The 14,968-nt window shown below is 66.9% G+C and carries 14 protein-coding genes; 6 read left to right on the forward strand and 8 right to left on the reverse strand.

Annotated elements, in window-relative coordinates:
- Positions 1 to 139: 139 nt before the first annotated feature.
- The 4 genes from Pla123a_RS11170 to Pla123a_RS11185 all read left to right on the forward strand — a co-directional run bounded on the left by Pla123a_RS11170 (position 140) and on the right by Pla123a_RS11185 (position 3,092).
- The gene (locus Pla123a_RS11170; RefSeq protein WP_146586906.1) at positions 140 to 796 is read left to right on the forward strand and encodes a phosphoesterase; all 657 of its coding nucleotides are present in this window, start codon (positions 140 to 142) and stop codon (positions 794 to 796) included.
- A 146-nt stretch (positions 797 to 942) separates the two neighbouring features.
- Positions 943 to 2,145 carry a cysteine desulfurase family protein gene (locus Pla123a_RS11175; RefSeq protein WP_146586908.1) on the forward strand — a complete coding sequence of 401 codons (1,203 nt, stop codon included), beginning with the start codon at positions 943 to 945 and terminating at the stop codon, positions 2,143 to 2,145.
- A 121-nt stretch (positions 2,146 to 2,266) separates the two neighbouring features.
- Positions 2,267 to 2,599 carry a HesB/IscA family protein gene (locus Pla123a_RS11180; protein ID WP_146586910.1) on the forward strand — a complete coding sequence of 111 codons (333 nt, stop codon included), beginning with the start codon at positions 2,267 to 2,269 and terminating at the stop codon, positions 2,597 to 2,599.
- Between the two features lie 313 nt (positions 2,600 to 2,912).
- Positions 2,913 to 3,092 (forward strand): Flp family type IVb pilin, encoded by a 180-nt coding sequence (locus Pla123a_RS11185; RefSeq protein WP_146586912.1) that lies wholly within the window; start codon positions 2,913 to 2,915, stop codon positions 3,090 to 3,092.
- Positions 3,093 to 3,339: 247 nt separating this feature from the next.
- On the opposite strand, the gene queA is transcribed toward Pla123a_RS11185, so the two are convergent.
- Entirely contained in the window at positions 3,340 to 4,401 is a 1,062-nt protein-coding gene (queA, locus tag Pla123a_RS11190; protein ID WP_146586913.1) for a tRNA preQ1(34) S-adenosylmethionine ribosyltransferase-isomerase QueA, read from the reverse strand.
- Between the two features lie 464 nt (positions 4,402 to 4,865).
- On the opposite strand from queA, the gene rsmH reads away from it, so the two are divergent.
- Both rsmH and Pla123a_RS11200 read left to right on the forward strand, forming a co-directional pair.
- Entirely contained in the window at positions 4,866 to 5,750 is an 885-nt protein-coding gene (rsmH, locus tag Pla123a_RS11195; protein ID WP_146586915.1) for a 16S rRNA (cytosine(1402)-N(4))-methyltransferase RsmH, read from the forward strand.
- Between the two features lie 7 nt (positions 5,751 to 5,757).
- Positions 5,758 to 6,117: a hypothetical protein gene (locus tag Pla123a_RS11200; RefSeq protein WP_146586917.1), complete on the forward strand. Its 360-nt coding sequence runs from the start codon at positions 5,758 to 5,760 to the stop codon at positions 6,115 to 6,117.
- A 10-nt stretch (positions 6,118 to 6,127) separates the two neighbouring features.
- On the opposite strand, the gene Pla123a_RS11205 is transcribed toward Pla123a_RS11200, so the two are convergent.
- The 7 genes from Pla123a_RS11205 to Pla123a_RS11235 form a co-directional block, all read right to left on the reverse strand.
- Complete coding sequence (locus tag Pla123a_RS11205; protein ID WP_146586918.1) at positions 6,128 to 7,129, reverse strand: tetratricopeptide repeat protein; 1,002 nt, start codon at positions 7,127 to 7,129, stop codon at positions 6,128 to 6,130.
- Between the two features lie 103 nt (positions 7,130 to 7,232).
- Positions 7,233 to 7,838 (reverse strand): hypothetical protein, encoded by a 606-nt coding sequence (locus tag Pla123a_RS11210; RefSeq protein ID WP_146586920.1) that lies wholly within the window; start codon positions 7,836 to 7,838, stop codon positions 7,233 to 7,235.
- A gap of 196 nt (positions 7,839 to 8,034) precedes the next feature.
- Positions 8,035 to 9,000 (reverse strand): type II secretion system F family protein, encoded by a 966-nt coding sequence (locus Pla123a_RS11215; protein ID WP_146586922.1) that lies wholly within the window; start codon positions 8,998 to 9,000, stop codon positions 8,035 to 8,037.
- Positions 9,001 to 9,058: 58 nt separating this feature from the next.
- Positions 9,059 to 10,027 (reverse strand): type II secretion system F family protein, encoded by a 969-nt coding sequence (locus Pla123a_RS11220; protein WP_146586924.1) that lies wholly within the window; start codon positions 10,025 to 10,027, stop codon positions 9,059 to 9,061.
- A gap of 85 nt (positions 10,028 to 10,112) precedes the next feature.
- Entirely contained in the window at positions 10,113 to 11,438 is a 1,326-nt protein-coding gene (locus Pla123a_RS11225; RefSeq protein ID WP_146586926.1) for a CpaF family protein, read from the reverse strand.
- Between the two features lie 171 nt (positions 11,439 to 11,609).
- A complete protein-coding gene (locus tag Pla123a_RS11230) occupies positions 11,610 to 12,848 on the reverse strand; it encodes an AAA family ATPase (protein ID WP_146586928.1) in 1,239 nt (412 codons plus the stop codon).
- 79 nt (positions 12,849 to 12,927) lie between these two features.
- Positions 12,928 to 14,832: a type II and III secretion system protein family protein gene (locus Pla123a_RS11235; RefSeq protein ID WP_146586930.1), complete on the reverse strand. Its 1,905-nt coding sequence runs from the start codon at positions 14,830 to 14,832 to the stop codon at positions 12,928 to 12,930.
- Positions 14,833 to 14,968 lie beyond the last annotated feature (136 nt).

A 14,968-nucleotide genomic window follows, 5' to 3' on the forward strand; every position in this document is an offset into this window, starting at 1 on the left:
TTTTGTCCCCTCCGATCGAATATTCGGACTCTACCCGCGCGGCCACGCCAAACCGCTGCCGGCGCCCCGGTGATGCGTTGGCCGGGGCGCGTTAGAATCGCCCGTTCTCACCACGAACCACCCCCGTCAGGAGGACAACATGACGCTGGTCGCCGAAGAACAGGTGCTAGTCATCCCCACCGAGCTGTTCCACTCGCTGGGCCACTTCCAGGGCTTCTCGCCCGAGGTCGACCGCTACCTGAAGCCGATCCTCGAGAGCGGCCAGATCAGCTACCGGCCCCGTGGCCAGATGGAGGCCGACCCCAGCTTCAAGCAGCTCATCCCGTACTGCGTGTTCCGGTTCGTGGACGCGGATGGCGTGGCGCGGATCCTCAACTACCAGCGGGGCGGCGGCGGGGGCGAGGCCCGGCTGCGGGCCAAGCGGAGCGTCGGCGTGGGGGGGCACATCTCGACCCTCGACCACCAAGCGAGCGAAGCCGCAGAGCACTCAAAAACTCAGGATTCGGCCGCGGTGTACCGGGCGGGCCTGATGCGGGAGCTCGACGAGGAGGTGTCGATCAACGCCGGCCACACCGAGTCGTGCATCGGCATGATCAACGACGACGAGACCGACGTCGGCCGGGTGCACCTCGGCGTGGTGCACGTGTTCGACATGCAGCAGCCGGCGGTCGACGCCCGCGAGGACGACATCCAGGACGTGCGGTTCACGCCGCTCGCCGAGATCGCCGCCGACCTGGACCACTACGAAACCTGGTCGCAGATCGCGGTAAGAGCGTTGGTGGAGCAGCAGAAATAATCGCTACAACGCCAAGTAGGGGGTTCCCCTCTGCAGCCTACGGCGGAAGCCTTAGGTTTTCGTTCGCAACACTGTTAGCGCTAGCAAACCCGCGGCTTCCGCCGTGGGCTGCTGGGCGGATGCAAGCGTAGCCCAAGAGTGCCCCGATGCGCGTCTACATGGACAACCACGCCACGACGCGCGTCGACCCACGGGTCGTCGAGGCGATGCTGCCGTACTTCACCGAGGAGTACGGCAACCCGGGAAGCGTCGGGCACGAGGCGGGCGACGCCGCCCGGGAGGCGGTCGAGCAGTCGCGGGCGACAATTGCCGCGGCGATCGGCGCCATGCCTGCAGAGGTGGTGTTCACCAGCGGCGCGACCGAGAGCAACAACCTGGCGATCGCCGGCGTGGCGACCCGTCGCCGCCGGCGGGGGGACCACCTGGTGAGCGTCGCCACGGAGCACGCCGCCGTGCTCGGGCCGCTGCGGCGGCTCGAGAAGCAGGGGTACGGGCTGACGCTGCTCGAGGTCGAGCAGCACGGCAGCCAGAGCGCCGGGCGACTGCGGCCCGAGGATCTGGCCAGCGCCCTGACCGACGAGACCTGCCTGGCGAGCGTCATGCTGGCGAACAACGAGATTGGCGTCGTGCAGCCGGTCGCGGAGCTGGCCCTGTTGTGCCACGGACGGGGCGTCCCCCTGCACTGCGACGCCACGCAGGGCGTCGGCCGCCTGCCGGTCGATGTCGGGCGGCTCGGCGTCGACCTGATGAGCTTCACCGCTCACAAGCTGTACGGGCCCAAGGGCATTGGCGCGTTGTACGTGCGGGGTTCGGGGTCGGGGGATCGGCCCGCCGTGCGGCTCGAGCCGCAGATTGTCGGCGGTGGGCAGCAGCAGGGTCGGCGGAGCGGCACATTAAACGTGCCCGGCATCGTCGGCTTCGCCAGGGCGGTCGAGCTGGCGGTGGAAGAGCTGGCGGCCGAAGTCCAACGGCTGGCCGCATTGCGGGACGACCTCTGGCGGCGGCTCGAGGCCCTGGGCCTGGGCGCCGAGTTGTGCGGGCCGGGCCTCGACGCCGTGGACCAATCGGGGGGTCCGCTGCGGCTGCCGGGCAACCTGGACGTGACGTTCCCGGGCCTGGACGGCGAGTCGCTGCTGCTGCGGCTGGGCGGTTTGGCGGTCAGCAGCGGCGCGGCCTGCTCGTCGTCGGACCCGTCGCCGAGCCACGTGCTGCGGGCAATCGGCCTGAACGAGGACCAGGCCCGCAGCAGCCTGCGGTTTGGGCTGGGGCGGTTCAATACCGCGGGTGATGTCGAGTTTGCAGCGGAGAAAGTAGCGGCGGCGGCGGCCGAGCTCAAACGCTTGGGCTAGCCACGGGGCGTTTCCCAGCTCTTCCCGCTGTGGCCGGCGTGGTATAATCTAAGAGTTCATGCGCCGCCGGGCTCGCAGGTCTTACCGGACGGCCACACTAACGCGGAGGAGAATAGAGATCATGGGAGTCACCCTCACCGAACGCGCCGCTCAAGAGGTGCAGCGGATTGTCGAGCAGCAGAAGCTGGACGAGGGGCACGTGCTCCGCGTCGGCGTGACTGGCGGCGGCTGCAGCGGTTTTAGCTACGCCCTGGGCTTCGACGACAAGTTCGACGAGTCGGCCGATAGCAAGTTCGAGTGCCACGGCGTTGCGGTCGTGGTCGACAAGAAGAGCGCCCTGTACCTCGACGGCACCACGGTCGACTTCTACGACGGCATCGAGAAGCGCGGCTTCACGTTCGACAACCCGAACGCGGTGAAGTCTTGCGGCTGCGGCAGCTCGTTCCAGGCCTAAGCGGCCGGGCGACAGAATATTGAGCACGGTCATCGGAACAACCGAGGCCGGCGGGTAATGCCCGCCGGCCTTTTTTTGTCGGCCTGTGCGGCACAACCGCTACGACCGGCTTGGTGGCGACGCGGACTAGTGCAGGCTGACGCGTTATCGACCCGGGTCGGTTGCCCGAACCGAAAGTAGAGCTAGGCTTCCAACAGAGGGCGAGACCCTCTCGAGGGTGTGGAGCTCGGGCACAGCCACACGACTCGCCGCGTGTCAGCCCCGCGTAGGAAGCCGCGGGGGGCATCCTTCACCACCAACCTGTGCCACGCCAATGCGCCAAGCAATCCTCACATTTCTGAAGAGCGAAGACGGGCCAACCGCGGTCGAGTATGCGGTGATGCTCGCGATGATCGTCGTGACGTGCATCGGCGCGGTCAACGGGATGGCGAACGCCACCGCGGACAGCTTCGACGACTCCTCGACTGCGATCAATTCCGCCCTGGGCTCCTAGGCCCCCGCAATTGCCCTGTGGGAGACCTTGCGGCCTCGCGCCGTCGGATACCACGGGTCTGGTTTGCAAAGCAGCGATTGAATCGATAAAGTCCAGATCTGCAGTGGTCGATTATACGATCAGAGGTTGGCAAGGTTGCCTGCTTGAGCACGCCCCGGCTGCTCGCACAACCGCCACCACGATCCACAGCGGCTCTTTCAGGTCTGGGATTACCTGCCCCAATCCCCGACGGAAAGGGCCGCTTTTTTTATAGGATCAGCATGGCGTCGCCGTAGCTGTAGAAGCGGTAACGCTCTGCTATCGCCTCGTGGTAGGCGGCCCGGATCAGCTCCGGCCCGCCAAACGTCTGGACCAGCACCAGCAGCGTGGTCGACGGGAAGTGAAAGTTGGTGAGCAGGGCGTCGACCGCCCGGAACTGGTAGGGCGGGCGGATAAACAGGTCCGTTTCGCCGCTCCAGGGCTGCAGCGGCCCGCCCTCGGGCGAGTGGCCCGCAGCGGTCTCCAGCGTCCGCACGGCGGTCGTGCCGACCGAGATCACGCGGCCGCCAGACTCGCGGGTGGCATTGATCTCGGCCGCGGCTGCGGCGGAGAGTTCGCACCACTCGGAGTGCATCTGGTGCTCCTCGATCGAGCCGCCCGAGATCGGGCGGAAGGTCCCCAGCCCAACGTGCAGCGTGAGGGCAGAAAATTCCACCCCACGACTGGCGGTTGACTTGAGCAGCTCCTTGGTGAAGTGCAGCCCCGCGGTTGGCGCCGCCACGGCCCCCGGCCGCTTGGCGAACACCGTCTGGTAGCGGGTGACGTCCTCGTCGACCATCTGGCCGCCGCGGATGTAGTGCGGCAGCGGCACCCGGCCGAGCCTCGTGAGGGCCTCTTCGGTGGGCTCCTCGGGCTGCAGGTGGGCCAGCCACTGCCCTGCCTCGAGGCGTTCGAGCAGCCACAGCTTGCTCGACGGGCGGCCCTCACGGTCGTCGAGGACTACCGACTCGCCCGGCTCCAGCCGGCCCCGGGTCTTGCACACGACGCGCCAGTGGCCCTCTTCGGTGGAACCGAGGTACAGCCCCTGCCAGCGGCCACCCGTTGCGGCCCGCCGTCCAGCAAGCTGCGCTGGGACGACCCGCGTGTCGTTGAGCACCATCCGATCGCCGGGCACCAGCAGCTCCGGGAGGTCGCGCACATGGTGGTGCGATACGGCCTGCTTCTGCCGGTCGATCACCATCAGGCGGGCGTCGGCCCGGTTGCGCAGCGGCTGCTGGGCGATCAGGTCGCGGGGCAGGTCGAACTCGAATAGCAGCGGGTCTTGAGGCATCCAGTAGCAGCGGGTCGTCGGTGTAGTACGGGTTCAGGAACAGACCTCGCATGGTATCGCATCAGGCCCCGGGCCGCGACGCGCACGCTGCTGCGGGCCGGCGGGAAATTTGCGAAAAAAACCTCCGGGGCCGGTGGGGGTTCGTTTCCCGGGGATCAGCTCGATTCTGGTCTGCTGTCGCTGAACAGACGCGCAGACCTGCTGGCGCCGCGTGATGTTGACCGACGAGCAGGGGGTTCTATGTTGTACCGATGGCTCCTCCGGCGGGAGCGCAAGTCCCGCCGCAACGGCCGAACGGCCTGCCGCGGGCGGGGTGATCTGGCCACGTTCACCCCGCCCGCGCGGCCCCGGCCACTTCTCTCGGCACGCCAGGTCCCCCTGTTCTGCTAGCGTCCCGCAGGCGATCATCACGCCTTGCGACAACCGCCGAGAAACGCTACTAACCCACCCCTGCATTGCAGCCCATGTCGACCGTACACGTCCCTGTCTTGCCGACCGAAGTGGTGGACCTGCTGGCGCCCCAGCCAGGCGACATCATCGTCGACGGCACCCTCGGGGGCGGTGGGCACGCCGAGCTGCTAGCAGAGAGGGTAGGACCGGCCGGCCGGGTGATTGGGCTCGACCGCGACCCGGCCGCCGTCGAGCGGGCCGCCGAGCGGCTCGCCGGGCTGCCGGTGGACGCCTACCACGCGAACTACATCGACCTGCCCGAGCTGCTCAAGGAGCTTGAGACGCCGCTTGTGAACGGCGTGCTGCTCGACCTGGGGCTCTCGAGCGACCAACTCGAAGACGACGAACGAGGATTCAGTTTCGACAGCGACGGTCCCCTCGACCTGCGGTTCGACACCAGCCGGGGCGAGCCGGCCCACCGGCTGGTGGCGAGGCTCAGCGCCGAGCACCTGGCCGACCTGATCTACAACTACGGAGAAGAGAAGTTGAGTCGACGGATCGCACGCAAGATCGTCGAGGCCCGACGCCGTGAGCCGGTGCACACGTCGCGTCAGCTAGCGGCGATTATCCGGTCCGCTGTAGGCGGGCGGTACGAGAAGCGGCTCAACCCGGCGACACGGACGTTCCAAGCACTGCGGATCGCCGTCAACGACGAACTCAAGTGCGTCGACGACGCCGTCCGCCGGCTGCCGGATTGCCTGGCCCCCGGCGGACGCATCGCAATCATCAGCTTCCACTCCCTCGAAGACCGACGAGTAAAACAAGCGTTCCGCGCAGACGACCGGCTGCGGCTGATCACCAAGAACGCCGTGCGGCCTGGCGAAGAAGAAACAGCGAACAACCCGCGTGCGAGGAGCTCCCGGCTCCGCGTCGCCGCGCGGGTGGCAACCGACGAATAGCCGAATGATGAACGACAGCCCCAACGCATCGCCCCACCACGAGCGAACAACCATCACCGCACGGACCGTAGGCTGGGCCCTCAGCGCCGCCACGATTGGTTCGCTGCTGCTGGGCCTGATGGTCGTGGAGTACTTCGGAAAGGTCTCCGACCGACCGCCGATAGAGCGAGAGCCGGAGCCCCTGGTGAGCCAGAAGCCGACACTCCCGCCACCGCCTACCAAGCTGCGCTCGATGAGTCGCCGCGGAAGCAGCGAGGCGCCGCAGGAGGGCTTCGAATGGATTGCGCCGGCAGAGGCCGCCCCGGCGTCACCGGACGATTACGGCGCCCGACTCGGCGATGCCGCCACCGCGCCTGGCCTGCACTAAGTACTAGCCGCTACTCCCTGATCGGGGGCAGCAGCTTGAAGGCGTCGGCTTCCGGGCCAGTCTGGACTTCCTGCACCGCCACGCTTTGACTCCGCCGGACCGGTTCGGGGTCGACCGTCGACTGCGGGGCCGAGGCGACCTGCATGCCCACCGCCGGCCCGAGCGACTGCAGCGAAGTCGCCGCGGCTGTCAGGGTCGGATCGATCCGCACGGCGTCTCGGAAGCAGACAGCGGCGGCTTCTACTTCTCCCTTGGCCGCCAGCAGCTGGCCGAGGTTGTACTTCGCGGCGCCGGCCGGGTGTACCGCCGCGAGGTGGCTCTCGGCCGCGGCGGGCTCGCCCAATTCGATCAGCACCTTCGCGATGTTGTTCCGGTAGAGCGTTTTCTCCGGCCGCAGTGAGACGGCCGAGCCTAGCAGTTGGGCCGACTCGGTCAGCCTGCCCTGCCGGGCGCAGCAGAGTGCCAGGTCGTTCAGCAGGGCCGGGTTGCGTGGGGAGGTCGCTAGGGCGCGGCGGTACATCTGCTCGGCCAGGCCGAGCTGCTCGCGGCGGTCTTCGAAGTGGCCGATCTCGCGCAGGGTAGCCGCGTCGTTCGGAGCCTTCTGAAGCGCTTGGCTGAAGCACTGCCGGGCGCCGGCGTAGTCCTGCTGCATCTCCGCGAGCTGCGCCTTAACGACCCAGGCCTTGGGCGAGAGGTCGCCGGTGGGGTTCTGCAGTGAAACGACGCCAGGCTTGGCGGCGCCCTGCACGCGGTCGAGGCCCGACGCCCCGGCCGCCGTGGAGCCGACCCGCGGCGACCACCAAGCCCGTGCGTTCTCCGCCGCAGCGGTTGACGGAGCGACGGCCGACGGTTGCGGGGCAGGCTGGTCATCGCCACGCCACAGCTTCGACCAGAAGCCCTGGCCCGACGGCTGAGCCGGAGCGGCCGCGGAGTGGATCATGCCAGGGGCGGCCAGGCACGACTGGCCCGCCATGGCGACAATGATGGCGGTCGCAAAGTTCTTGACGGGCACGACGGGCCTCCCTGCTGACCGGCTGTTCCGCCGGCTTGTGGCGTTGACGCTACGCGCCACGGAATCCTTTCCGCGGCCTCCACTTGTCGATCGGCGACGGCTGCTACTCGTTCTCTCCGGTGCTGACCGGCAGCGTCGGCACCCGCATGTTCTGGCGGAACTGCGTGTTCACGAAGTCAACCGTCGATGCGGGCCGCCCCTCGGAGACGATGTGCGTTTCCGCGACCCGCGGCGCCTCGCCGTCCTGGGCGATGAGCTCCGCGTACTTGGTGATGGTGTCGATCCGGGTCTTGGTGACCTCCGGGTCGATCGACCGCTCGACGAACATCCGCCGGTAGGCGGGCGGAGCCTGGGTCATGATCCACTGGATCTTGAGTTCGCCGGCCTGGGTGAGCTCGGACGAGTCGGTCTTGAAGTGGTGCTCGGCCATCAGGTTCTGACGCCGCCAGCCGTTGCTGACCATGGCGTTGAAGGGGGAGTGGGCGGTGACCCGGTCCGGGCAGACGTAGGGCGACGGCCAGGGCCGGTTGATGTTGTAGATGTCGTGGCAGTAGTCGAAGGCCGTCTGGGCCGGCCGCGGGGTAGGAGCAGCCCCGCACGACCCGACGCAGCCGGCGCAGTTGTCCCCCCACCAGAAGCCGCTGACGGGGGTGGTGAGCGTTACGCACGCGGCCAGCACGACGCTGCTGAGGCAGAGATTCCGATCCATGGTTCTCGTTTCCGGCTTGAGTCTAGAGTCGACGGCCCGCCTTGAGCGACGCCCATCCGCGGCGTTTGAAGGCGCCGGACCACACCGTGGATATCGACGCGCTCGAAGCGACAACTGCGGAACTTCTAGACGTACCCATGCAACCGCTACGGCTTGCCCAGGCTCCCACCGGGATGCAACGCCAGCAGTGCTGGCGCTAGTTGCCCTGCATCGCCGGGAACATCTCGTTGATCATCGTGATCGCGGCGGGACCCACCAGCACCACGAAGATCGCCGGGAAGATGAAGATCACCAGCGGGAAGATCAGCTTCACCGCGGTCTTGGCCGCCTTCTCTTCGGCCATCTGGCTCCGGCGGGTCCGCATGGAGTCGCTCTGCACGCGGAGCGCCTGCGCCACGCTGGAGCCGAACTTGTCTGCCTGGATCAGGATTGCGGATAGCGCCTTCAGGTCGTCCACGCCGGTCCGCTGACCCAGATCGTGCAGCACGTCGTTGCGGGCGCGGCCCATCTGCAGGTGCAGGTTGCACAGGCCGAACTCTTCCGCAAGCACCGGGTACGACTTGGCCATTTCGTCGCTCACCTTGCGCATCGCCTGGTCCAGGCCAAGACCCGCCTCGACGCACACCACCATCAGGTCGAGCGCGTCGGGCATGCCGTAGAAGATCTGGTCCTGGCGGCTCTTCTTGATGAAGTGCACGACAATGTCCGGCAGGTAGAACATCAGACCGGAGATCGCGACAGTAATCATGCCCGCCTCTTGGGTCAGGCCCTTGATGACCGCCATCGACCCGCCGCCGACAAAAAAGCCGACCACCAGGCAGAGGAACTTCATGCCGAGGAAGACGCTGGTGGCGGTCTCGCCGCGGAAGCCGGCGTGCTGCAGTCGCTGCTTCAGCTTGCCTTCTTCGGCCTCGGTCTTGGGCTGCAGCGGGGCCGCCAGCCTGGGCGACGCCGACTTCAACATCTTGGTCATCGACGAGTCGCGTTGCTTGTCGCCGTGGCGTGTGCGGGGGTCGCTCAACTCCGCCAGACGCTCGGCGGTGCGGGCGTTGCCGCCGCCTCCGAAGAACTCGAAGAGACCCCACATACCGGCCACGACAGCGCCGAAGATGGCGAATTTGGTCAGGAGCGCAGAGCTGATGACGGCGGCGAGCACGAGCATGGCGTTGACTTGGGTTGTCTGTACGGTCGTTGACGTGACGCGGGGCAGGCGCCCGACGTTAGACTCGGATGTTGATAATCTTGCGGATCACGATCGCGCCGAGCAGCTGCATCACCACGCCGCCCACCAGCATCTTCTTGCCGAGTTCGTCAGTGAACAGCAGCATCAGGTAGTCGGGGTTCATCTGGTAGACCGTGGCAAACAGCGTCGGCGGCAGCGCCAGCAGCACGATGCCGGACAGCCGGCCCTCGCCGGTGAGCGCCTGGACCTGGCCCCAGATCTTGAAGCGTTCGCGGATCAGGCGGCCGATCTTGTCGAGGATCTCCGCCAGGTCGCCACCGGTCTGGCGTTGCAGCACGACCGCGGTCACGAAGAACTTGAGGTCGAGGTTCGGCACCCGGTCGGCCAGGTGGTCGAGGGTTTCTTCCATCGGCATGCCGAGGTTCTGCTCCTCGAACGCGCGGCCGAACTCTTTGGCGATCGGCGCGGACATCTCCTGGGCCACCAGGTTCATGCCGGCGCCCAGGCTGTGGCCGGCGCGCAACGCGCGGGCGATGAGCTCGAGCGCTTCGGGGAGCTGGGCGGCAAACTTCTTGAGCCGGCTCTTCCGCTTCATCATCAGCCACAGGAACGGCAGGAAGAGGAAGATCGCCGCCACGATCGGGGCGAACTTGACTGGCAGCCCGGCCAGCGTCGGCAGCACGAAGCCGATCGTCCCGCTCACCACACAGACCAGCAGAAACTTGCTGACCGTGAACGAGACGTCCGCCTGCTCGAACATCATCTTCAGGTTGAGGTACTTGACGAGCGACTTCTCCAGCAGGCCGGCGCCCTCGACCGACACCCGCATCATGTCGCCGGCGACCGAGGCTTCGGCGCCCGCCTTGCCGGCAGACTTCTGGCCCGTCAGGACGCTCAGCCGGTCCTCCATGTCCGCGTCTTTGTCGCCGCGGAGCAGCGCCGACACGGCCGCGACCATCAGGGCCACGCCGCCAAAGACGCTCGCGTATATGATCCAAGGAGACATAAGAGAACCGACTCGTGATTCAGGATTTGCTAGTGGTTGGTCGCTTGCGTTCGGGCGGGTTCAGGCGGCCCCACCGCGGAACGGCCTAGTCGCGCATCATGATCCGTTCGCGGAACGTGCTAGCGGGGAGCCTCACGCCGGCCTGCTCCAGCCGGTCCATGAAGGCGGGCCGGATGCCGGTCGAGATGAAGTGCCCGATGGCGCGGCCGTTCGCGTCGACGCCGTCCTGCACCCATTTGAAGATGTCCTGCATCACGATCGTGTCCTGCTCCATGCCGAGGATCTCCGTGATGTGGGTCACCTTACGCGGACCGCCCTGCAGGCGGTTCGACTGGACAACCAGGTCGACCGCGCTGGCGATCTGCGTCCGCATCGCCTTGGCCGGCATCTCGAAGCCGGCCATCATGATCATGGTCTCCAGACGTGAGATCGCGTCGCGGGGGGTGTTCGCGTGGCAGGTGGTCAGCGAACCCTCGTGGCCCGTGTTCATCGCCTGGAGCATGTCGAGCGTCTCGCCGCCACGACACTCGCCGATGATGATGCGGTCGGGTCGCATACGCAGGCAGTTCTTGACCAGGTCGGTCGCGCTGACGCGGCCCTTGCCCTCGATGTTGGGCGGGCGGGTCTCGAGCCGGACCACGTGCTCCTGCTGCAGCTGCAGCTCGGCCGCGTCCTCGATCGTGACGATGCGGTCGTCGTTCGAGATGAAGCTCGAGAGCGTGTTGAGCAGCGTCGTCTTACCGGAGCCGGTGCCGCCGGAGATGACCAGGTTGAGCTTCGCCTTCATGGCGCCCTCGAGGAGCATCACCATCTCGGGCGTCATCGACTTGTAGTTGAGCAGGTCCTCGAGCTTGAGCGGGTTGGAGCCGAAACGCCGGATCGTCATGCTCGGCCCGTCGAGGGCCAGCGGCGGGATGATGGCGTTCACACGCGAGCCGTCCTGCAGGCGGGCGTCCACCATCGGGCAGACCTCGTCGACGCGGCGGCCGATGCGAGACACGATGCGGTCGATCACCTGCATTAGGTGCTTGTCGTCGCGGAACACGACGGGCGTCTTGACCAGCTTGCCGCTCTTTTCGACAAACACGGTCTTCGGGCCGTTGATCATGATTTCGCTGATCGAGGGGTCCTTCAGCAGCAGCTCGAGCGGGCCGAGGCCGAAGGTCTCGTCGAGCACCTCGTCGATCAGGCGGTCCCGCTCGTTTCGGTTGAGGAACGTGTCCTCGGTGTCGCACAGGTGCTCCACCACCATGCGGATCTCGCGGCGCAGGACGTCGCCCTCAAGCTCGCCCACCCGCGACAGGTCGAGCTTGTCGACCAGCTTGGTGTGGATGCGGCGCTTGATGTTCTCGAACTCGGCTTCTTTTTCTTTGGCGGAAAGCGAGGCCGGTCCTGTCGCGATCTTGGTCATGGCGGTGTGCGTTGGCGTGGGGGAATGCGTGACCTTGGGCCCGCGTCAGCGCAACGTGGGCTCCTGCCAAACCATAGCTCAGCGGGCGCGGCGTGTTAGAAAAGAAACAACCTAGGTGCGGTTGCGAGGGTCGCGCGGCTCGCAGCGGAGCCGCGGGGAGGGCGGGCGCCGCTACTCGGCACTCTGGGCGGCGGCCTCGGGGGCCTTGGCGCCCTTGCCCCACAAGCCGAGCCAGTTGCGGCCCTTGCCGGCCAGCTCGGCGGGCGCGACCGACGACTGCTTGCCGGTAAGGCTGTCTGCCAGCTGGCTGATCGACGACGTGATCGCGGCCTTCGGGGCCTGCTCGATCAGCGGCACGCCGTTGTTGCGCACCTCGATCATGGTCTTGTAGTCGTTGGGCAGCTGCCAGTAGATCTCGCGGCCGAGGGTCTCCTGAGCCTTCTTGATGCTGATCGACGCCCCGCCCTGCCCGACGCGGTTCACGACGATCTTGATCTTTTCGTTGAGGCCGCCCATCTGCTCGAACGACATCAGCAGCCGCACCACGTTCCGCAGGCAAGGCAGGTCGAGCTGGGTCACCATCAGGACGTTGTCGGCCTGCTCCATGGCAAGCAGGTCGAGCGACTGGAAGCTCTTCGACGCGTCGATAATGAGGTGCGAGAAGGTCGCCTTGAGCAGGCCGATCACCCGCGTCAGGTCGTCGGTGGTGACGAGCTGCGAGTCCTCCAGCTGCACCGGGCGCGGCAGCAGGTAGAGGTTGGTCGAGTGCTTGGTCAGCGACCGCTTCAGCAGGGTGAAGTCGAGCCGCGTGATGTTCTGGGCGACGTCCGTGAGCGTGTACTCGGGGATCGAGTCGAGGAACACGTCGGCGTCGCCGAGCGCCAGGTCGAGGTCGAGCAGCACGACGCTGTTGCTCGGGTCCGAGGCGAGCTGGCAGCCGAGGTTCACGGCCAGGCTGGTAGCGCCGACGCCGCCGGTGGCGCCGGCGACAACTGTCACCTGGCACCCGCGGTTTTTGCCGTCGACCGCTCCAAACTTGGTCCGCGACACACGCTGCAGCGCCGACGCCAGGTCCTCGGGCTTGATCGGGTTCGGCAGGAACTCCTTCGCCCCCGCCCGCATGGTCCGCAGGATCAGGTTGCCGTCGGTTGAGCTGCTGGAGACCAGCAGCGATACCGACGGCTTGGCGTGGGCGAGCTCCTCGACCAACCGCACCGCCTCGTCGGGGTCGCCGTCGATGGCGATGAACCCGACGTCCGGGTTGGTCTGCTCGAGGACGTCCTTGAAGAACGCGTAGCGCGAGCACTCCGCCTCGAGCCAAACCGTCTCGAGTCCCATGAGCGTTGATTTCAACGACTCACGGGTAGCGTCGTTGGGGTCGACGATGGCAAGGCGGAGGACGTTGGACATGGGGTGCGTTCCGATCAACGCCGGGTTTCACCGGGCGCGTGGCTGCTGGTATAGAGTGTGCTACTCGAAGGTAGCTCACTTATTCCAGGTCGTAGCCCACGGGTCCGATAAGTCCCCCGGTTCCCGGCTGCGGTGCGGCCCCCCCCTGCTGGGTTTGCGGGTTGAACGGCTCGGACGGCTGGCGCCGGTACTGCGGCGGCCGGGACGCGGTGTAGTGCTGCGTCGGACGCTGGCTCAGGTGCGACATAGCGCGGCCGCTGCGGTCGATCTCCGGGCCCTGGACCCGGTCCACCGGGGCCGACGCCCCCGCGTCTGGCGGCAGCACAAGCTCGCCGTGGCGGCCCGCCGGCATCGGGGCCGGCAAATCGACCGGGGTCGGCTCCAGTCCCTCGGCATAAGGAACCTCTTCGTACCCCTGCGGGTAGCCCGTCTGACCGGCGCTGTCGTACTCGCCAGCATAACCGTACTGGCCGGCGTAACCGGTGGGCGGCATGTCGAAGCCGCTTCCGCAGGACCCGTCGCTGCACTGGCCGTTCAGGCAACCGGCGCTGCCGCTCGGGCAGCAAGGCACCTGTCCGTGAGAGGGGACGCAGGGGTAGCCGCCGCACGTGCCGCATGGGTTCGGCACCTCCATCTGGCCCTCGCAATAGAGTTCCCTGTTGTCCGGCACGATGGTCCCGGACCCCGGGTAGCACTGCGGGACCTGATGCGGGTCGAGGGCGTCGACAAACTCAGGCGTGGCGAGCACCAGCAGTTCGAACTCCTCAGTCTCGTTGCGGGTGGATCGGAACGGCACGCCGAAGAAGGGAATGTCCGCCAGGATCGGCAGGCCGGTCTTCACGCCCTGGGTGCGTTGCTGGATCAGACCCGCCAGCGCGAAGGTCTGGCCGGCCCTGAGCTCGACCGCCGTGTCGACCTCTCGCACCTTCAGGGCGGGCACCTGCTCGCCGTTGAGGATGATGCCGTTGGCGTAGTCGAGGTCGCTGATCCGGGGACGGACTTCCAGGCGGATGTTGCCGTTGCCCAGCACGATCGGCAGGAAGTCGACCTGGGTGCCGTAGGGCTTGAACTCGATGCTCGACGTGCCGAGGCTCTGCGGGACAAGGATCGGGATCTCGCCGCCCTCGTTGAAGCTCGCCGGGCGGCCGCTGACAGCCACCACGTTCGGCTCCGCCATGATCTTCGCGACGTTGTTCTCCTGCAGCGCCCGCATGAACACGTGGAAGCTACTGTTCCCGTTCACGACGCCGTAGGCGAAGGTGTCGGTGCCGGTGAGTTCGGCTCCAAGCGAGCTGCCGGCGGCGTTGGCCGTCGTCTGGATGATGTCGCTCACCGAGCTGATCACCGATCCGCCGCCGTTGCCGAAGTAGGTCCAGTCGACGCCCAGCTGGCGCAGCTTTGTGCGCGACACCTCGAATACCTTGACCTTCAGCAGCACCTGCTGCACCCCGCCCACGCTCATGTTGTTGATGATCTTGGGCGAGTAGTCCTGGGCCAATTCGACGATCGGCGTGACGTAATCGGGGCGGTCGATAAAGCCGGCCAGCACCAGCGAGTTGCTGTAGCGGTAGACCCGCACCGAAGAGTTGGGGAACTGCGTCTTGAGGGCGTGCTCCAGCTCGCGGACGTCGCCGTAGATGAAGACGTCCACCGTGTGGATGTTGCCCTCTTCGTCCCACAGGTTGACCGCGGTGACGCCGGCCTTCTTGGCCGAGACCTGGATCTGGGTCGCGCTGAGCGCCGTTACCGACAGCAGCTCGGGGTTGTTGACCTGCACGCGGGGGATGCGGGTCTCGAGCGTCAGGATCCGACTCGTGTTGGTCGTGATCTCCAGCTTGTCGTTCGTGCCGCTGACCTTGCGGATCAGCGACGCGTCCTGCTGGATTACCTGTGCCGGGGCGCCGCCGGCCAAGAGCAGGGCCGTGACGATCGCCAGGATCGGGTTGCGCGGGCGCACTTTGGTAGCGGGCGTTGCTTCGTACATCCTTGTACTTCCTTTTGTAGCGCCGCCCTACAGGACGGCGCTGCCGCCGCGGGGGCTGGCTGCGATCAGCAGCAGGCCCCGTTGGCTCCCCCCAAAATTGGATCTGACCGGTCGTTCCCTCGGCCGGTCAAGCAGG

Origin of the sequence: Posidoniimonas polymericola, assembly GCF_007859935.1 — a bacterium.
Taxonomy (GTDB): Bacteria; Planctomycetota; Planctomycetia; order Pirellulales; family Lacipirellulaceae; genus Posidoniimonas; species Posidoniimonas polymericola.